Annotated in this window: 15 protein-coding genes; 8 read left to right on the plus strand and 7 right to left on the minus strand. The window is 66.6% G+C overall.

Annotation, left to right across the window (positions count from 1 at the left end):
* The first annotated feature begins 89 nt into the window (after positions 1–89).
* The 3 genes from ACPPVQ_RS06420 to ACPPVQ_RS06430 are packed head-to-tail and all read left to right on the plus strand — an operon-like array spanning position 90 to position 3,202.
* On the plus strand, positions 90–1,310 hold the full coding sequence (locus ACPPVQ_RS06420; RefSeq protein WP_426521167.1) for a rhamnosyltransferase WsaF family glycosyltransferase: 1,221 nt from the start codon (positions 90–92) through the stop codon (positions 1,308–1,310).
* Complete coding sequence (locus ACPPVQ_RS06425; RefSeq protein ID WP_426519784.1) at positions 1,303–2,232, plus strand: NAD-dependent epimerase/dehydratase family protein; 930 nt, start codon at positions 1,303–1,305, stop codon at positions 2,230–2,232. Before ACPPVQ_RS06420 ends, ACPPVQ_RS06425 begins: the two co-directional genes overlap by 8 nt.
* Positions 2,201–3,202 (plus strand): glycosyltransferase family 2 protein, encoded by a 1,002-nt coding sequence (locus tag ACPPVQ_RS06430; RefSeq protein WP_426519786.1) that lies wholly within the window; start codon positions 2,201–2,203, stop codon positions 3,200–3,202. Before ACPPVQ_RS06425 ends, ACPPVQ_RS06430 begins: the two co-directional genes overlap by 32 nt.
* 7 nt (positions 3,203–3,209) lie before the next feature.
* Here ACPPVQ_RS06430 and ACPPVQ_RS06435 read toward each other — a convergent pair whose 3' ends face one another.
* On the minus strand, positions 3,210–4,379 hold the full coding sequence (locus ACPPVQ_RS06435; protein WP_426519788.1) for an ABC transporter ATP-binding protein: 1,170 nt from the start codon (positions 4,377–4,379) through the stop codon (positions 3,210–3,212).
* Between the two features lie 3 nt (positions 4,380–4,382).
* On the minus strand, positions 4,383–5,315 hold the full coding sequence (locus ACPPVQ_RS06440) for an ABC transporter permease (protein WP_426519790.1): 933 nt from the start codon (positions 5,313–5,315) through the stop codon (positions 4,383–4,385).
* Positions 5,316–5,507: 192 nt separating this feature from the next.
* On the opposite strand from ACPPVQ_RS06440, the gene ACPPVQ_RS06445 reads away from it, so the two are divergent.
* The 3 genes from ACPPVQ_RS06445 to ACPPVQ_RS06455 are packed head-to-tail and all read left to right on the plus strand — an operon-like array spanning position 5,508 to position 9,870.
* Positions 5,508–5,972 carry a hypothetical protein gene (locus tag ACPPVQ_RS06445; RefSeq protein WP_426519792.1) on the plus strand — a complete coding sequence of 155 codons (465 nt, stop codon included), beginning with the start codon at positions 5,508–5,510 and terminating at the stop codon, positions 5,970–5,972.
* Positions 5,969–8,263, plus strand: coding sequence for a hypothetical protein (locus tag ACPPVQ_RS06450; RefSeq protein ID WP_426519793.1), 2,295 nt, complete (start codon positions 5,969–5,971; stop codon positions 8,261–8,263). Before ACPPVQ_RS06445 ends, ACPPVQ_RS06450 begins: the two co-directional genes overlap by 4 nt.
* A gap of 50 nt (positions 8,264–8,313) precedes the next feature.
* Positions 8,314–9,870 carry a DUF2142 domain-containing protein gene (locus ACPPVQ_RS06455; protein ID WP_426519795.1) on the plus strand — a complete coding sequence of 519 codons (1,557 nt, stop codon included), beginning with the start codon at positions 8,314–8,316 and terminating at the stop codon, positions 9,868–9,870.
* On the opposite strand, the gene ACPPVQ_RS06460 is transcribed toward ACPPVQ_RS06455, so the two are convergent.
* Complete coding sequence (locus tag ACPPVQ_RS06460; RefSeq protein ID WP_426519797.1) at positions 9,867–11,156, minus strand: nucleotide sugar dehydrogenase; 1,290 nt, start codon at positions 11,154–11,156, stop codon at positions 9,867–9,869. The genes ACPPVQ_RS06455 and ACPPVQ_RS06460 overlap by 4 nt on opposite strands.
* Before the next feature lie 120 nt (positions 11,157–11,276).
* Here ACPPVQ_RS06460 and ACPPVQ_RS06465 point away from each other — a divergent pair, with 120 nt between their 5' ends.
* Together ACPPVQ_RS06465 and wecB are read left to right on the plus strand one after the other, a co-directional pair.
* The gene (locus ACPPVQ_RS06465) at positions 11,277–12,545 is read left to right on the plus strand and encodes a hypothetical protein (RefSeq protein ID WP_426519799.1); all 1,269 of its coding nucleotides are present in this window, start codon (positions 11,277–11,279) and stop codon (positions 12,543–12,545) included.
* Between the two features lie 34 nt (positions 12,546–12,579).
* Positions 12,580–13,647 (plus strand): non-hydrolyzing UDP-N-acetylglucosamine 2-epimerase, encoded by a 1,068-nt coding sequence (gene wecB / locus ACPPVQ_RS06470; protein ID WP_426519803.1) that lies wholly within the window; start codon positions 12,580–12,582, stop codon positions 13,645–13,647.
* Here wecB and ACPPVQ_RS06475 read toward each other — a convergent pair.
* Genes ACPPVQ_RS06475 through ACPPVQ_RS06490 form a run of 4 tightly spaced genes read right to left on the minus strand, consistent with a single transcriptional unit; the run spans position 13,622 to position 17,488 of the window.
* Positions 13,622–14,812: a glycosyltransferase family 4 protein gene (locus ACPPVQ_RS06475; RefSeq protein ID WP_426519805.1), complete on the minus strand. Its 1,191-nt coding sequence runs from the start codon at positions 14,810–14,812 to the stop codon at positions 13,622–13,624. The genes wecB and ACPPVQ_RS06475 overlap by 26 nt on opposite strands.
* Entirely contained in the window at positions 14,809–15,804 is a 996-nt protein-coding gene (locus ACPPVQ_RS06480; RefSeq protein WP_426519807.1) for a Gfo/Idh/MocA family protein, read from the minus strand. Before ACPPVQ_RS06480 ends, ACPPVQ_RS06475 begins: the two co-directional genes overlap by 4 nt.
* Positions 15,804–16,901 (minus strand): DegT/DnrJ/EryC1/StrS family aminotransferase, encoded by a 1,098-nt coding sequence (locus tag ACPPVQ_RS06485; protein WP_426519809.1) that lies wholly within the window; start codon positions 16,899–16,901, stop codon positions 15,804–15,806. Before ACPPVQ_RS06485 ends, ACPPVQ_RS06480 begins: the two co-directional genes overlap by 1 nt.
* Positions 16,898–17,488 (minus strand): DapH/DapD/GlmU-related protein, encoded by a 591-nt coding sequence (locus ACPPVQ_RS06490; protein WP_426519811.1) that lies wholly within the window; start codon positions 17,486–17,488, stop codon positions 16,898–16,900. Before ACPPVQ_RS06490 ends, ACPPVQ_RS06485 begins: the two co-directional genes overlap by 4 nt.
* Positions 17,489–17,705 lie beyond the last annotated feature (217 nt).

A 17,705-nucleotide genomic window follows, 5' to 3' on the forward strand; every position in this document is an offset into this window, starting at 1 on the left:
AACCGCGTTGTTACACTGGGTTGCTGCATCGCCCGACCATGTCTGTGGGGTGTCTAACGGACTGATGAATGAGGACAACTAACGTGAGCATGATCGTCAAGGGATTCCGAGTCCTCGCAGCAGAGGGCCCACGAGTCTTTCTGGCCCGGGTGCTGGCCAAGGCTCACGGCATGCTCGTCAGGTCCGCACCCAGGATGCTGGTGAGCAATGACGACGCGGCGCGGGTGGACTGGACGGCCCGGCCACCGCACCTCGAAGACCAGATCACCGTTCGCGAAGGCCCGGTCGATATCGCGTGGGTGATGTCCCCTCCCGGCCGGGAGAGCGGTGGACACCAGAACCTCTTCCGGTTCATCGATTTCGCCGAGAAGGCCGGCCACCGGTGCACGATCTACCTTTATTCTTCGATGGTCGAGCAGGTGAGCATCCCCGACGTCCGATCCATGCTCGCGAAGTCGGCGGCCTATCCGAACCTCGCGGCCGACATCCGCATGTACGAACCGGACTCCGGCGTGCACGATTCGGCCCAGGCGCTCTTCGCGACCGGCTGGGAGACCGCATACCCGGTCTACCTCGACACCTCCCGTGCCAGGCGCTTCTACTTCGTGCAGGACTTCGAGCCGAGCTTCTATCCCGTGGGCACGGAGTACGTGCTCGCTGAGAATACCTACAGGTTCGGATTCCACGGGATCACTGCGGGCGGCTGGCTGGCCCACAAGCTCCAGTCCGAGTACGGCATGAGCACCGACCCCTTCGACTTCGCCGTCGACAAGACCCACTACCACGTGACGAACACCAACCGCCGCAACGAGGTCTTCTTCTACGCCCGGCCCGTCACCGCCCGTCGTGCGTTCGAATTCGGGCTCCTCGCGCTCGCGGACTTCGCGGCCATGAAACCGGATGTCACGATCAACCTCGCCGGCTGGAACGTCTCGAACTGGGACATCCCGTTCGAGTACAACAACCTGGCCAGCCTCGACATCTCGAAGCTCAACGACGTCTACAACCGGTGCGCGGCAGGCCTCGTGCTCTCGCTCACCAACATGTCGCTCCTTCCGCTCGAACTGATGGCGAGCGGTGTGACACCGGTGGTGAACGACGCCCCGAACAACCGGCTCGTGTCGGACAACCCCTTCATCGAATACGTTCCGCCGGCGCCTCTCGCGATCGCCCGCACGATGGCAGAGATCGTCGACCGCCCCGATGCGGTCGAGCGGTCGATCGCGATGTCCAAGTCGCTCGCGAACGTCAACTGGGCCGACTCGGGCACACAGTTCGTCGAGGCCTTCGAAAGGGTGATGAGTGCCTAGGACTCTCGTGATCGGTGCGAACGGTTTCATCGGCTCGCACCTGGTGGATGCGCTCGTCGCCGCGGACCACGAGGTTCGCGCCTTCGATCGGTTCAGTTCCCGCACGCCGACGTTCACCTCTGACGACGTCGAGATCGTCCAGGGGGAGTTCCTGAGCAGGTCCGACCTCGACTCGGCGGTCCAGGGCATGGATTTCGTCGTCCACGCGCTCTCGACCACGACACCCGCGACGGCGGAGAGCGACCCGACGCTGGACATCCGCACGAACGTCGCCCAGACGGTCGAACTCCTCGAGTCCTGTGTCGACGCCAATGTCGGTCACCTCTACTTCACATCGACCGGTGGTGCGATCTACGGGCCGCAAGGTAAGGCCGAGTACTCCGAGTCCGACCGCGCGCTCCCGATCTCGCCCTACGGCATCGGAAAGCTCTCGATCGAGCACTACCTGCAGTACTTCAAGACCAAGCATGGGCTCTCGTCGACGGCATTCCGGGTGTCCAACCCATTCGGAACGCGCCAGCACCCGAACCGCAAACAGGGGCTCATCCCGATCGCACTGCGCCAGATCGTGCTCGGGCGCCCTGTGGTGCGCCTCGGCGACGGCTCGATGGTGCGCGACTACGTCTACGTCGAAGACCTGGTACGGATGCTCGTCCCGGTTCTCGGCCGCGCGACCGAGTACGGACTGTACAACGTCGGCAGTGGCACCGGAACGACGGTCAACGAGGTTCTCGAGTCGCTGCGCCGTGTGGTCGGGGAAGATTTTGCAATCGAGGAACGACCGAAGCCCCCGACTTTCGTGGACACCGTCGTCCTGAACACATCGAGGTTCCGCACGGAGTTCGGCGAGATACGGATGACGCCGATGGATGAAGGGATACGCCGGACCTATGACGAAATCCGAGCCGAAACCGACCGCTGACACGACGCCCCTGGCGACCGTCGCGATCCTCACCTACAACGGCGAGACGTATCTGCGGCGGATTCTCGAGCAGGTCAGCGCACAGGATGTCGACGGCGAGGTCGAGATCCTCGTGATCGACTCCGGGTCGACGGACGGCACGCTCGGCATCGTCGCGGAATTCCCACACGTGCGCCTCCACCAGATCCCCAACAGCGAGTTCGGGCACGGCCGAACGCGGAACCTGGCCGCCGAACTCGCACGCGGCGAATTCGTTGCCTACCTCACGCACGACGCCATCCCGGTCGACCGCACGTGGCTTCGCGAACTCCTCGCTCCGTTTGCGATCGACCCGTCGATCGTGGCCGTGATGGGCAAGCAGGTTCCTCGGCGCGGCGCGTTCCCTCTGCAGAAGTACGAGATCCAGGGCGTGTTCCGCAACTTCGGACCGGACTTCGGCACCTCGGTCTTCTACAAGGATGCCTTCGTCACCGACGACGGCATCCTCGGGGTGATCAGCTTCTACTCCGACGTCAACTCTGCTGCCCGCCGGCGCTTCCTGCTCGACGTGATCCCGTACCGCGACGTGCGCTACGCGGAGGACCAGCTTTTCGGCAAAGACCTCATCGAGGCGGGCTACCGCAAGGCGTACGCCCCGCGTGCCAGCGTCGAGCACTCGAACGACCTCACGCGCGACGAATACCGGCAGCGCATCTTCGACGAGACTGTCGGCCTGCGCCAGATCGGCACACCCATCGAACCGCTCAGCAACCGGGCGAGGCTGCGGCTGACGGCGCGCGGTATCGCCGGGGACAGCCTGCGAATCGCGCGCGACCCCGACTACAGCTGGAAACGCAAGCTGTACTGGCTCGCTCTGAACCCGGCATACCAGGTGACGAAGTGGGAGAGCTATCGCAGGTCGACGCTGGTCGACATCGACGACCCGGAAGCCGTGCGGGCAGGCTCTCTCGAGCACGCCCGCAAGAGGTGACTTGCGGCTACTCGACGGTGACGGTCGGCGACAGCCGCAGGATGCCGTGGCCGATCGCCCCGGTCGGTGTGTCGAAGCTGACGGCGGCGGGCGCCTGGTCGAAGTTGCGGCCGGTGCGGTCGCCGAGACCGACGCTGACGAGGTACTTGCCGGTTCCGATGCGCACGTCGGGGAAGGTCATCGTGAGCACGTGCTTGCCCCTGACGTTCGGAAGCGAGACGTCTGTGTCCCACGTCGTAGCCTCATAGAGCCGTGTTCCCAGGGGAGTGTCGATCGACATGCCCATGCCCCAGTCGGGGACTGGATTGCGGATGTCCACCGCGACGGTGAGGGTGAGTTCGAAGCGGCCGTCACGGTCGGACATTTCGGCGCGGACGTCATCGATCAGGTAAGGGAAGTCCTCGCGAACGGTGCCGTGCCTCAGGTTCGAAGCGACGCGATCTTCTTCGTAGCCGTTGCGCAGGATGCGGATTCCTTCGGCTGGGTCGCCGTCATGCTGCACGACCCCGCCGTGGAGCACGAGCACGCGGTCGCAGAGGTTGCCGACCTGGTCTGCCGAGTGGCTGACGAGGACGATGGTGCGGCCTTCGCGCTGGAATTCGGAGATCTTGTTCATGCACTTGCGCTGGAACGGCTCGTCGCCGACGGCGAGTACCTCGTCGACGAGCAGCAGGTCGGGATCGACGTGCACGGCGACGGCGAAGGCGAGTCGCACATACATGCCCGAACTGTAGAACTTGACCTGAGTGTCGATGAACGACCCGATGCCCGAGAATTCGACGATGTCGTCGAAGTAGCGGTCGGTGTCCGTGCGGGACAGGCCGAGGATCGCGGCGTTCAGGTAGACGTTCTCGCGCCCGGTCAGATCCTGGTGGAAACCGGCGCCGAGCTCCAGAAGGGCCGCCATGCGACCGCGCCGGGCGACCGAGCCGGTGCTCGGCTGGAGGATGCCGCCGATCACCTTGAGGAGCGTGCTCTTGCCGGAACCGTTGTGACCGACGAGGCCGACGGTGGAGCCGACCTCGATCTGGGTGCTCACGTTGCGGAGCGCCCAGAAGTCTTCGCGGTGCTTGCGGGAGGTCTTGAAGTTGAGGAGGCGCTCTTTGAGCGACTTCTCTTTGTGCAGGACGAAGCGTTTCGAGACATCGTCGACGCTGACCAGGATCGGTGAGGCCATGTTCTAGAGCTCCTGTGCGAAGTTGCCCTGAAGGCGGGAGAAGATGCGCTGGGCGAGCCACACGAGGACGAGGCTGACGAGCAGCGTGATCCCGAGGCGCAGGGCAAGGTTGTCGGGCCACGCCTGCGTGAAGGCGCCTGTCGCCTCTGTGCCGGCAGCCCAGAGAGCTTTCTGCATGGCGATGATGCAGATGGTGACGGGGTTGGCGAGGTAGATCTGTTCGAGCCAGTTGCCGTGCAAGGCCTTGTGGACGAACGTGTACGAATACACGATCGGGGACGCCCAGAAGAGGACCACGAGCGCGATCTCCACCAGGTGTTCCGTGTCGCGCAGATAGACGTTGATCGCCGACAGGACGAGGCCGACGGCCGTCGAGAAGACGATGAGCGTGATGATCGCGACCGGAGCGAACCAGAGTCGTCCGTCGCCCGGGAACGATGCCAGGAAGGTGATCGCGACGAGCAGCACCACCGCCTGGACCGCGAAGTTGAAAATCGCGCCGCCGACGCTGCTCAAGGGGAAGATCTCCCGGGGGAGATAGACCTTCTTCACCAGCCCCGAATTGGAGACCATCGAGGTCGTCATGCCCGAGACCGTCTCAGCGAAGAGGCCCCACGTGGTCAGGCCGATGAACACGAAGATCGCGAAGTCGGGCACCGCGCGGGCCGCTCCCAGGATCTGCCCGATCGCGAAATAGTAGATGAGGAGTTGGACGAGCGGGCGCACGAGGCTCCACACGATGCCGAGCGAGCTGTCTTTGTAGCGTGCCCGGATCTCGCGGCGCACAAGGAGCCACAGGAGTTCGCGATGCGCCCAGATCTCCGCGATCGACTTGCCTGTCCCCGTGAAGAAGCCGGTCTTCTGTCCGACGTGCTGCATCGGAAGTAAGGCGATCCGGGACGCGCGCTCCTGCGCTTCAGCGTCCATGGTGGTCATAGCTGTACTTGTCACTCGCCTCACCGACGCGTGGGGTCGGTGCCTTCATCTCGGGTTCACACTCCGTTCGGCGAACGGACAGGCTCGATTCTAAGGGAAATATCTGGACGTGTTGTGAGGGCGCTTGCACGCACCGGGACGATAACCTGAGTGGGTCGCGCCGACCGGGCGGCCGGAACACGCTGGGGACCCATGAGAACACCGTGGTGGAGTGCGCGCACAATCGCTGCCTGCGCCCTCGTCACTCTGGCCCTCGCCGGGTGCACGGCCGGCGGTGGCGGCGAGCCGGTCGGCTCCTCCGGTCCGTCGGCCACAGGCGGCACGGCCACACCGTCGCCGACGCCGACGCCGACCTCCGCGCCGGAAGCCGTCATCGTCGTCGCATCGGTCGATGCGGACGGAAAAGCCGTGACCACCTCGGGTTATGTGAACGGGATCATCGAAGACGGCGGATCCTGCGCCTTCACGCTCACTTCGGGAACCTCTAGCGTGACCACCACGACGGTCGGCCGGGCCGACACGTCGACGACCTCGTGCGGTCAGGGGATCACCCCGATCGAGAAGCTGTCCAGAGGCACCTGGAAGGTCGTGCTGACCTACACCACAGTGGCGCAGATAACCGTGGACTCAGAACCCATGAGTGTGGAGATCCCGTGAAATCCTTCCGACTCGTGGCCGCAGCACTGGCGCTCGCGCTGGCGTTCACCGGCGTGAGCGCCTTCGAGACGGCGCAGCCCACCGCCCAGGCCGCCGACGGCAGGCAGTTCGATCCGGGCGACATCATCAGCGACGCGCTCTTCTTCGACGGCGGCGTGATGAGTGCGTCCGATGTGCAGACCTTCCTCAACAGCCAGGTCTCCGCCTGCCGCTCCGGGTACACCTGCCTGAAGGACTATCGCCAGACGACGACGAGCAGGGCCGCTGTGGCCGGCTGCGCCGCGTATGCGGGCGCGGCGAACGAACTCGCTTCCGTGATCATCGCGAAAGTGGGAGCTGCCTGTGGAATCAGCCAGAAGGCTCTGATCGTCCTGCTCGAGAAGGAGCAGAGTCTCGTCACCGACGACTTCCCCGGCTCCGGGCAGTACCGGTCGGCGACCGGTTACGGCTGCCCCGACACCGCCGTCTGCGATTCCCAGTACTACGGCTTCTTCAACCAGGTCTACAACGCTGCACTGCAGTTCAAGCGGTACGCAGCTTCCCCGACGAGCTGGAACCATGTCGCAGGGCGTGTTAACGCCGTGCGCTACAGCCCGAACGCCGCCTGTGGTTCGGGCAACGTCTTCATCCAGAACCAGGCGACCGCCGGGCTGTACAACTACACGCCTTACCAGCCCAACGCCGCCGCGCTTGCGAACCTCTATGGAACCGGTGACGGCTGCAGTTCGTACGGCAACCGGAACTTCTGGAGGATCTACACCGACTGGTTCGGTTCGACCATCGCCGGCACGAGCCTCCTGCGCACGGTGAGCGACCCGACCGTCTACGTCGTGTCTGGCACGAGCAAGTACCCGATCGCCAACGCACAGATGCTGGCGGCCTACTCCCCGCTCGGGCAGGTGGGCTATGTGTCGGCCCAGTACCTGAGCGCCTACACGACGATGCAGCCGGCCGGGCGCGTGCTGCGCGCGCCGGGCGGCACGATCTACTTCACGGATGCCGGCCTCAAGCTCCCGTTCACCAGCTGCGGGCTGGTCGTCGACTACGGCGGCAAATGCGATGCCACTGGTTTCGTTCAGCTGACGGACGATCAGCTGAGCCATTTCGCGGCCGGCCCGACCATGGGGCCGATTCTCGGTACGACCGCAGGCGCGCGTTACTACATCACGGCGGGAACCAAGCGGGAGATCCTCGACAACGCGTCGCAGACAGCTGCGGGGCTCCCCGCCGGCTTCAACGTGCTCACCGAGAACGCCGTGTCCACTCTGGCGTACGGCAGTCCGGTCATCCGCGACGCCGTCTTCGCGGCCGAACGCGGCACCCCGAATTACTCGTACCTCGGCAATGCGGCGCGTTACCCGGTCGACACTGCCGCCGTGGCCGGCGCCGGACTGCCGAAGAACGCCGTCGGCAGCCTCAGCACGGCCAGCCTGGCGAAGATCCCGGCGGGAGCCACGACGTTCTCAGGCTTCGTCATGGCGCCCGTTGCAGCAGGTTCGACGGCCGGTCCGGTCTCGGTCCTGACACCGGGCGGCCGCTACACGTGGAGCGGCGCAACCTCGCTTCCGGCCGTGACCGTGCCGCAGGGGTTCCTCGACGCCTACCCGGTCGTCGGCGACATCGCTGCCGGCTCGTCGATCAAGACGGCGTCGAGCGCGACCGTCTACATCGTGATGCCAGACAAGATCCTCCCCGTCGGCGCGTGGGCTTCCCTGCTCGCCCTCAACGGCGGCAAGACGCCGACCATCACGACGGTGCCGGACGCGCTCATCGCCGCGCTGCCCAAGGGACCGGTCGCTCTCACAGCGGGCTCGCTCGTTCGCACGCCGACCAACGCTACGGTCTATCTCGTGAACGGTGTCACAAGCAAGATCGCGCTGTCCGACTTCGTGTTCACTACGGAAGCGGGCATCACCGCGTGGACGATGACGACACAGGCACGGCTCGACGCGTATCCACTTGCCCCGACGCTGATGGGCTTCGGGGTCGCCTGCGGAACCCAGAACTATGTCAGTGCCGGCGGTGCCCTCCACGGCGTGAGCAAAGACCTTCAGCCGGCGTTTCCCTTCACGTACGTGCCACTGGACCAGTTCACCTGCGCGCTGTTGAAGGTTGCCTCGCCGGCGACCGCCTTCATCCGAACCCCGGACGGCTCGATCTACTATCTGGTGGCTGGGCAGAAGCGGCCGATCACCTCCATGGCCCGGTTCGCGCAGCTGAGCCAGGGCAAACCGTACCTGAACGTGGTCGCGAAATTCGCCGCCGCCATCCCGACAGGTCCGGCCGCATGACGCCGGGCGGGTGCAGCGTTCGCCCATAATCGAGCGGATAGTATTCACTGGTGCAATCGACCGAAACACCCCTGAAGCGCACTCGGCGTTTCAGACCAATCCTCCTCGTCCCCGTCTTCACCCTCATCGCTCTGCTGTGCTGGGTGTTCGCGTCGCCGATCGCTTCCAGTCCAGACGACGACTACCATCTGGCGAGCATCTGGTGCGGGCTGGGGGAGCGCCCCGGGCTGTGCGAGTCGGTTCCGGGGCACCCGAACGAGCGCACTGTACCCTGGGCGGTCGGCCAGACACCGTGCAGCCGACATTTCGTGGGCAGCGTTGAGACCTGCCCTGTCGACGGACTCGCGCCCGACTCGATGGTCACGATCTCGCACGTCAATTCGACGGGGTCGTACCCGCCCCTCTACTACGCGACGATGGGGTTGTTCGCGAGTACGAACTTCACCTTCTCTATCCTTCTCATGCGGGCCATCAACGTGATCCTCTTCGTCGGCATCACAAGCTTGCTCTATTTTCTCCTGTCCCCGAGCAGGCGCCGCACCCTCGCGTGGACCTGGTCGATCGTCATCGTGCCACTGGGTGCGTTCCTCATCGCGTCGAACAACCCGAGTGCGTGGGCGCTCATTTCTGCAGGCAGTCTCTGGCTTGCGCTCGTCGGGTACTTCGAACAGAAGGGGTGGCGCAGCATCGCGCTCGGCGTTCTCGCGCTCGTCGCTGCTGTCATGGGAGCCGGGGCGAGGGCGGATGCCGCGATCTACGCGGTTATCGGTGTCGTCATAGCGCTCGTGATGACGATGGCGAGGACGAGGGCTTTCTGGTTGAAAGCAATCCTGCCTCTGGGCATTGTGATCGTGGCCGGGCTCTTCTACCTGCTCTCCAATCAGTCAGGGGTGGCTTCAAACGGACTCACCGGTATGCACACGGCTGGGGCGGTCAACGGCGCCGGCTTGATCTGGTACAACCTCCTCTGGACGCCCTCGCTCTGGGCGGGGGTCCTTGGTACGTGGCGCCTCGGCTGGCTGGACACGTGGGTGCCTGCCATCACCTCGACCATTGGAATCCTCGCATTCGGCGCTGCGACGTTCACGGGGATCGCGTCGTGGTCGGCGCGCAAGCTCACGGCGTTGGTGATCGGGCTTGTCGCCCTCTTCGCGATCCCGGGCTACATCCTTTACAAGAGCCACGCGATTGTCACCCAGGAGGTGCAGCCGCGCTACATCATGCCGCTCGTGATCATCTTCGCGGGCGTCGCACTCCTGCAGGTCGGGGCCAGGCTTGTCGTCTTCACCAGATTGCAGACGCTCGTTATCGTGATCGGGGTGAGCGTCGCGCAGTCTGCAGCACTCCACGACACGATGCAGCGGTATATCTCAGGCTTCTATGTCTACGACTGGAACCTTAACCACCTCGAGCACTGGTGGTGGAACACACCGGTGCCGCCGATGGCCGTGTGGATCGTCGGCTCTCTCGCATTCGCAGCGGCGGTGTATTTCGCCTTGACTTCTCAGCCTCGCGAAGTGGAAGCCGAGGCGCAGGCGGGTTTCATCGTCCTCGACGAGGTCGACGTCGACCGGCGATCGCCGGCGACCGCTCGGGCGATCGCTTAGGCGACGCCGATGACGCGGTAGGTCACCCCGGGCCAGGCGTCCGGGGTGCTCACGCGCCGACCGTCGATCAGCGCCTTCACGCCGGGAAGGTCGTCTGGTCCCGTGGTGCGGTAGTCACCGTGATCCGTCTGGACGATGGCGGCGTCGACGGCCTCGCCGAAGTGGTACGGCTCGAATCCGAGATCGCGGAGTTCGTCGTCGGAGTAGAGCGGGTCGTGCACCAGCGGCACGGCGTGCCGTGTACGGAGCGCCTCGACGGTGGGGAACACGCCCGAGAACGCGGTCTCCTTGACTCCGCCACGGTACGCCGCGCCGAGCACGACGACCCGCGCACCTGCGATCGAGCCGTACGCCCCCTCGAGCATCGAGACGGCGTGAGCCGGCATCGCAGAATTCGCTTCGCGTGCCGCCTTGACGATGGTCGCGTCGGGGTCGTTCCAGAGGTAGAGGCGGGGGTAGACGGGGATGCAGTGGCCGCCGACGGCGATACCCGGCCGGTGGATGTGGCTGTACGGCTGCGAGTTCGACGCGTCGATCACCTGGTAGACATCGATTCCCGCACGCTCGGCGAAGCGGGCGAACTGGTTCGCCAGGCCGATGTTCACATCGCGGTAGGTGGTCTCGGCCAGCTTCGCGAACTCGGCAGCCTCGGCCGACCCGAGGTCCCAGACCCCGTTCGGGCGGGGCAGGTCGGTGCGCTCGTCGAAGTCGAGGACCTCGCGGTAGAACTGTGCGGCCTTTTCGGCGCCGGCCGGGGAGAGGCCGCCGATGAGCTTCGGATACTTGCGCAGGTCTTCGAAGATGCGTCCGGAGAGCACCCGCTCGGGGGAGAAGACGATGTCGAAGTCCACTCCCTCGACGAGGCCAGAGGTCGATTCGATGAGCGGCTTCCAGCGGGTGCGGGTGGTGCCGACGGGCAGGGTCGTCTCGTAGGAGACGAGGGTGCCGGGGGTGAGCGTGGCCGCGAGGGATTTCGTGGCGGCATCCATCCATCCCCAGTCGGGCCGGGCGTCGAGGTCCACGAAGAGCGGCACCACGACGACGACGGCGTCCGCGCCGGGAACGGCGTCGGCATAATCGGTCGTCGCCCGCAGGTTGCCGGAAGCGACGACGTCGGCCAGGAGCCCGGCCAGACCGGCTTCGCCCGGGAACGGTTCGACGCCGGCATTGACGAGTTCGACGGTTCGCGCATTCACGTCGACCCCGACGACGTCGTGGCCCTTCGTGGCGAACTGCACCGCGAGCGGCAGTCCGATCTTTCCCAGTGCGATAACCGCGATTCTCATGTGCGAAGAGGTCCCTGAATACGTTGATCGTCGATATTGTCTAGGCTGTCAATCCTATTCGCGACTGACGACGCGATTGGACGAGAGCGCGCCTCACGGCGGGAAGGACACGGTCGGAGGATGGCGAACCCCCTGAAATCGCTGGCCTCCTCGGCAGCGAGGCGGGCAGCGGCGAACCGTCATCGCCTTCCCCGTGTCGCGACCTCCGCCCTCGACTGGGCGATCGCGCGGCCGAACACCCTGCTCGGCGGCATCGCCTATCGGGTCATCGGTGCCCGTGACGGCGCTCCCGGTGTCAATCCCGTTCTCTCCGGCGAGCCCACGCGGCTCTACATCGGTCCTGCGAACTATGCGGGCCAGGGCCGCGAGTGGGCCGCTGCCGCAGAGCGGGGGCGCCTGGACACGCGCGCGGTCAACATGGTCGTCGACGTTCCCGGGATGATCCGCTTCGCCGCCGACATCGAGGTGCCGTTACGTGTGTATATGGGCTCGGAGCAGTGGCAGAGGCAGCAGCTCGAGTACGTCCGCGGGTTCTCGCACGCCATGATCGAGAGCGGTCGCCCGCTCTTCGGAACGCTGTTCGGCCAGGATGCGTTCGTCGAAGCTGCGACGCTCGCCGGGTCCGGCGTGAACGTGGCGATGATGTGCCACGGCACCGACGTGCGGCAGCACACGCGCCATCGGGAGAACCACCAATGGTCCCCGTACTCCGATCGTTCGCTCTACAGCAGGTCTGCTGAACGCCGTGCAGCGGAGTTCGTCGCCCGTCTCGGGGCCTTCAACGGACCGGTGTTCGTCTCGACGCCCGACCTCCTCGACGACGTTCCCTTCGGCATCTGGTGTCCGGTGGTCGTCGACACCCAGCGCTGGAACCGCGGCGCCGACCCGATGGAGAGGGACCGCCCCGTGGTCGTGCACTCTCCCAGCGCGTCGTCCATCAAGGGCAGCGATCTCATCGAGCCCCGCCTGCGTGAGCTCGAGCTCGAAGGCCTGATCGAGTACCGGCGCCTCGAAGGCGTGCCGTGGGAGACGATGCCGGACACCATCCGGGATGCGGATATCGTGCTGGACCAGTTCCGTATCGGCAGCTACGGTGTCGCGGCGTGCGAGGCGCTCTCGGCAGGCCGCGTGGTCGTCGGCCAGGTCTCGAAGCACGTCCGCGCGCGGGTCGAGGAGCGGGCGGGCATGGAACTGCCCATCGTCGAGGCGAATGTCGAGACCGTCGGCGACGTGGTCCGGGGTCTCATCGCCGATCGCGACGGTGCTAGGCGCACGGCACTTCTCGGCGAGCGGTTCGTCGGCCGCCTTCACGACGGCTTCGCTGCTGCCGAGGTGATGAGTGAGGCCTGGCTGGGCTCGAGCGCTCTGCGGAAGCGCCCGGCCCGATGAGGTCGATGGACTGCCCTGCGAATAGGCTTGTCGCATGCGTGTCCTGAGCGTCGTCGGCGCCCGTCCTCAATTCGTCAAACTGGCCCCGATCTCGTCGGCGATGGCCGGCCGCGTCGACCACGTCGTGGTCCACACCGGCCAGCATTACGACGAGCTCATGAGCGATGTCTTCTTCCGCGACCTCGGCATCCCGGCCCCCGACGTCAACCTTGCCGTCGGTTCGGGAAAGCACGGGGCGCAGACCGGTGCCATGCTCGCCGGCCTGGAGCCGGTGTTCGAGGAGTACCGGCCGGACTGGGTGCTCGTCTACGGGGACACGAATTCGACCATCGCTGCCGCGCTGGCGGCCGTCAAGCTGCACCTTCCGCTCGCGCACCTCGAGTCGGGGCTGCGCTCGTTCAACCGGCGGATGCCCGAAGAGCACAACCGCGTGCTCACCGACCACGCGGCCGACCTTCTGCTTGCTCCGACCGAGGTCGCCATGAAGCACCTTGCCGATGAAGGGCTCGCCGACCGCAGCGTTCTCGTGGGCGACGTGATGACGGATGTCCTGTTCCGCGTGCGGGATTCGGCGCTCGCCGAGAACCCGGCCGCGCCCCACGGGCTCACGGCCGGCGAATACTATGTCGCGACCATCCACAGGCCGGACAACACCGATGACGCGCCGCGCCTGGAGCGCATCGTGGCCGGCCTCGCCGCGCTCGACCGGCCGGTGCTCCTGCTCGCGCATCCGCGACTGGTCGCCGCGGCCGCAAACGCCGGCGTGTCACTCGATCGCGGCTCCATCGTGCTCACGTCGCCGCTCGCCTATCCTGACCTGGTCCGTGCGGTGAGCGGCAGCCGGGGGGTCGTCACCGACTCCGGCGGCCTGCAGAAGGAGGCGTTCCTGCTACGGGTGCCGTGCACGACGGTGCGCCCCGAGACGGAATGGGTCGAGACGGTCGAGCTGGGCTGGAACGTGCTGGTCGGTGCAGACGTCGATCGTCTCGCCGAGGCGGTGGAACGGGCACGGCCGCTCGACACCGATGCGGCTCCCTACGGAGACGGCAGCGCGGCCGAGCGCGTCGTCGACGTGCTCATCGAGCGCGCGATCGGCTCCTGAGCGCATCCAGAACGACCTCGGCGGCCCGGTGTCCGGTCGCCGCGATGGAGGCGTTGCTGCGAACCCAGGCCACGCGCGCCGCGCTGGACAGGGCCGACTGGCCGCCCTCTTCGGCGCGCACAGCGGCGAGCATGGCGTCTGCGACCGCCGCGGGCTCGAACGCGGCGCGCCACCCGAGATCGTTCTCCTCGACCAGCTGCGCGCCGACACCGATCCCGGCGAAGACGACAGGCGTACCGCAGGCGGCGGCAGCGTATGTCTTCGTCGGCTTCGCGAAGTCGTAGCCGACCCCGGGGCGGATGCTCGCCAGTGCGGCCGTCGCCCCCCGGATCCACTGCGCCGTCTCGGCCGGGGGGATCACACCGCGCACGTGCACGCTGGTGAGGCCGAGCCGTTCGGCGGTCGCCCGGATCGCGGGCTCCTCGACGCCCTGCCCGAAGAACTGGATGTTCGCGGTCGGGTATTCCTCGAGGATGCGCGGCATGGCCTCGACGAATACCGTCGGGCCCTGCCACTCCGACATCGCACCCGTGTAGACGAACGTCGGTGAGACCGTGTCGGCCACCGGTCCATCCGGACGGAAGACTTCCGTGTCCACCCCGTTGCCGATCGAGCTGACCCGGTCTCCGGCCACGCCGAACGATCGCACTTTCTCGGCGACCTCGTCGGAGACGGCGATCACCGCGGCCGCACGCCGCATCACGAACCCTTCGACGCGGCGCATCACCGCGACGACCGGCTTCGGTGCGCCCAGGGCGATGAGGCCGTCGGTCCACACGTCGGCCGCGTAGTAGACGTACGGGCGCCTGTGCAGCCACGAGGTCACGGCGACGACGAGACCCGTCGTCGGGGGAGGCTCGGAGACGACGAGGTCGGCGCGTGCGAACAAGAGGCGGAAGAACAGGGGGATGTCGAAACTCAGGTACTGCACGTACCCGCGCACATTGCCACCGGCATCCCTCAGCACCGAGGCGCGAGCCGTCGATACGCCCGGGTCGACCGGCTCCGGAGCGGAGCCCGGCGGGGGTGTGGTCGTGACGACGCGAACCGTCGCTCCCGACGCTGCAAGACCCCGTGCGAGCGCCCGGAGACGGAACGAGGCGGCGCCGACTTCAGGCGCGTAGAGCCGCGTCGCGATGACGATACGCGGGGTGGCCCGGCTCACTCTGCGACGTTCACCGTCCTCGACTGGTTCGCCGAGGTGAGCACGGCCTCGGCGACGCGGACATTCGCGAGGCCTTCGCGCATCGTCACGATGTTGCCGCCACGACCGAGGATCGCGTCGCGGAACGCCTCGTGCTCGAGCCGCAGCGGCTCGCGTTTGGTGAGTGCGTAGCGCAGCATGGTCCCCTCGGAGACACCGCGGAACGCCATGACGGACTCCCACTCGGTGTTCTTCACGGTGCCGTTCTCGAAGAACGTGAGGTCGCCGCCGATCGTGTCTGCCACGAACGCGCCGCGCTCGCCGGTGACGACGGTGACCCGCTCCTTCATCGGCGAAAGCCAGTTCACCAGGTGGTTGGTGATCACGTTGTTCTTCAGGCGCGCGGTGAACGAGACCATGTCCTCGAACTCACGACCGCTGCGCAGTGTGGTGTGCGCCGAAACGGTCGCGAACGGGCTCTGGGCGAGCCAGGAGGTGAGGTCGATGTCGTGGGTCGCGAGGTCCTTGACGACGCCGACGTCGGCGATCCGAGCCGGGAACGGGCCCTGCCTGCGCGTCGCGATCTGGTAGACCTCGCCGAGTTCACCGGCTTCGATGCGCTCGCGGAGGTTCTGCAGTGCGGGGTTGTAACGCTCGATGTGTCCGACTGCACCGACGAGCCCGCGGGATTCGAACGCCTCGACGATGCGCTCACTCGACGCCACGTCGCCCGAGATGGGCTTCTCGACGAGGGCGTGCACGCCGGCATCCGCCAGACGGAGGGCGAGGTCTTCGTGAAATGCGGTCGGAACGGCGACCACGGCGGCGTCGATGCCGAGCGCCAGCAGGTCCTCGATCGAATCCGACACCGCAAGGTCGCCCGCGACCCGGTGCGGGTCGCCCATCGCGTCGGCGACGCCGACGAGAACGACGCCGTCGGTCTCGCGGATCACGCGTGCGTGGTGGCGCCCCATCATTCCCAGGCCGACGAGCCCGATCCTCAGGTCGCCCATCACGAGCCCGCCTTCGCGAGAGCGTTGACCGCCGTGACGATGCGCTCGAGGTCGCCGCGCGAGAGGGACGGGTGAACGGGCAGCGACAGCACTTCCGCAGCGGCACGCTCGGTCTCGGGCAGGTCTTCGGTGCGCTGGAAGGACGGGAGGCGGTGGTTCGGGATCGGGTAGTACACGCCGCTGCCGATCGCGTATTCGTCGCGCAGCGCCTTCGCGAGGCCGTCGCGGTCGTCGCTCACGCGGATCGTGTACTGGTGGTAGACGTGGGTGGCGTCGGCCGCGACCGGCGGAGTAACGACGCCCTCGAGTTCCGCATCGAAGAAGGCGGCGTTCTCCTGGCGCTGCTTCGTCCAGCCGTCGATCTTCGTCAGCTGCACGCGACCGATCGCGGCGTGCAGGTTCGTCATGCGCGCGTTGAAGCCGACGATCTCGTTCTCGTACTGCTTCTCCATGCCCTGGTTGCGCAGCAGCCGGAGCCTGCGGGCGACCTCGTCGCTGCCGGTCGTGACGATGCCGCCTTCGCCGGAGGTCATGTTCTTGGTCGGGTAGAGGCTGAACATGGCGAACGAGCCGAAGGCTCCGACGGGCACGCCGGCCCTGGTGGCGCCGTGGGCCTGGGCTGCGTCTTCGAAGAGCTGCAGTCCGGCGCTCGAAGCCAGGTCTCCGAGCGCGACGACGTCGGCCGGGTGGCCGTAGAGGTGCACGGGCATGATGCCGACCGTACGGTCGGTGATGACGGATGCGACCGATGCGGGGTCGAGGGCGAAGTAGTCGGGCTCGATGTCGGCGAAGACGGGGGTCGCGCCGGTCAGCGCGACGGAATTGGCCGTCGCAGCGAAGGTGAACGACGGCACGATGACCTCGTCGCCCGGGCCGACCCCTGCCGCCAGGAGACCGAGGTGCAGGCCGGCGGTGCCCGAGTTGACGGCGACAGCGTGGCGTCCGTCCACGAGGTGCGTGGAGAATTCCGTCTCGAACGCGGCGACTTCGGCACCCTGCGCGAGCATGCCGGAGACGAGAACGGCGTCGACCGCCGCCCGCTCCTCATCGCCGATGATCGGTTTGGCGGCCGGGATGAACTCCAGCTGCTTGCTCATGCGGAAACCTCTTTCAGTTCGTCGTTCTCTTCGCGGTAGCGGGCGCCGGTCGATGGGCACACCCACTCGTCGCCGTCGGCCTCGAGCGGCACGCCGGCCCGGCCGACCCAGCGGATCCGGCGGGCGGGTACCCCGGCGACGAGGGCGAAGTCCTGCACGTCCTTGGTGACGACGGCGCCGGCGGCCACCGTCGCCCAGCGGCCGATGGTGACCGGCGCGATGCAGACGGCGCGGGCGCCGATGGAAGCGCCCTCACGGATCGTGACACCGACAGGCGTCCAATCGTGGGCGCTCTTCAGGCCGCCGTCCGGCGTCACGGCACGGGGGTAGGTGTCATTGGTGAGCACAACGGCCGGACCGATGAACACCCCGTCTTCGAGCACGGCCGGCTCGTAGACCAGGCCGTAGTTCTGGACCTTGCAGTTGTCGCCCATCACGACGCCGGGGCCGATGTAAGCGCCGCGGCCGATGATGCAGTCGCGGCCCATGCGCACGCCCTCGCGCACCTGTGCAAGATGCCAGATCTTGGTGCCTTCGCCGATCGTGGCCTCGTTCGACACGTCGGCCTCGGGTGCAATAAAGACCAACGCGTCGGGTCCTCTCGGTGGGAACGGGTCGGAAGCCGGGCGGTTCCGCAACGAAACTATCATGTGTACCTCTGCGGGACCGGGGTCCGGCCGGCCGGGCAGCGCGTGCACAGGGCCTCATCAGGAGGGTCCGGATAGGATTGCAGCAGTCCGTCAGGCTGCGCCGACCTCATCGGTGGCAGCCAGCGCGCGAGCCCATCTACCGAGGAGTCACCAT

This window comes from Leifsonia sp. McL0618 (assembly GCF_049994905.1).
GTDB lineage: Bacteria > Actinomycetota > Actinomycetes > Actinomycetales > Microbacteriaceae > Diaminobutyricibacter.

What these genes read in the sequence shown, in the direction of transcription:
- ACPPVQ_RS06445 (WP_426519792.1), top strand. Translation starts at nt 5,508, where the DNA reads ATGAGAACACCGTGGTGGAGTGCGCGCACAATCGCTGCCTGCGCCCTC.
- ACPPVQ_RS06485 (WP_426519809.1), bottom strand. Translation starts at nt 16,901, where the DNA reads ATGAGCAAGCAGCTGGAGTTCATCCCGGCCGCCAAACCGATCATCGGC.
- ACPPVQ_RS06430 (WP_426519786.1), top strand. Translation starts at nt 2,201, where the DNA reads ATGACGAAATCCGAGCCGAAACCGACCGCTGACACGACGCCCCTGGCG.
- wecB (WP_426519803.1), top strand. Translation starts at nt 12,580, where the DNA reads ATGCGTGTCCTGAGCGTCGTCGGCGCCCGTCCTCAATTCGTCAAACTG.
- ACPPVQ_RS06465 (WP_426519799.1), top strand. Translation starts at nt 11,277, where the DNA reads ATGGCGAACCCCCTGAAATCGCTGGCCTCCTCGGCAGCGAGGCGGGCA.
- ACPPVQ_RS06435 (WP_426519788.1), bottom strand. Translation starts at nt 4,379, where the DNA reads ATGGCCTCACCGATCCTGGTCAGCGTCGACGATGTCTCGAAACGCTTC.
- ACPPVQ_RS06440 (WP_426519790.1), bottom strand. Translation starts at nt 5,315, where the DNA reads ATGACCACCATGGACGCTGAAGCGCAGGAGCGCGCGTCCCGGATCGCC.
- ACPPVQ_RS06460 (WP_426519797.1), bottom strand. Translation starts at nt 11,156, where the DNA reads ATGAGAATCGCGGTTATCGCACTGGGAAAGATCGGACTGCCGCTCGCG.
- ACPPVQ_RS06420 (WP_426521167.1), top strand. Translation starts at nt 90, where the DNA reads ATGATCGTCAAGGGATTCCGAGTCCTCGCAGCAGAGGGCCCACGAGTC.
- ACPPVQ_RS06480 (WP_426519807.1), bottom strand. Translation starts at nt 15,804, where the DNA reads ATGGGCGACCTGAGGATCGGGCTCGTCGGCCTGGGAATGATGGGGCGC.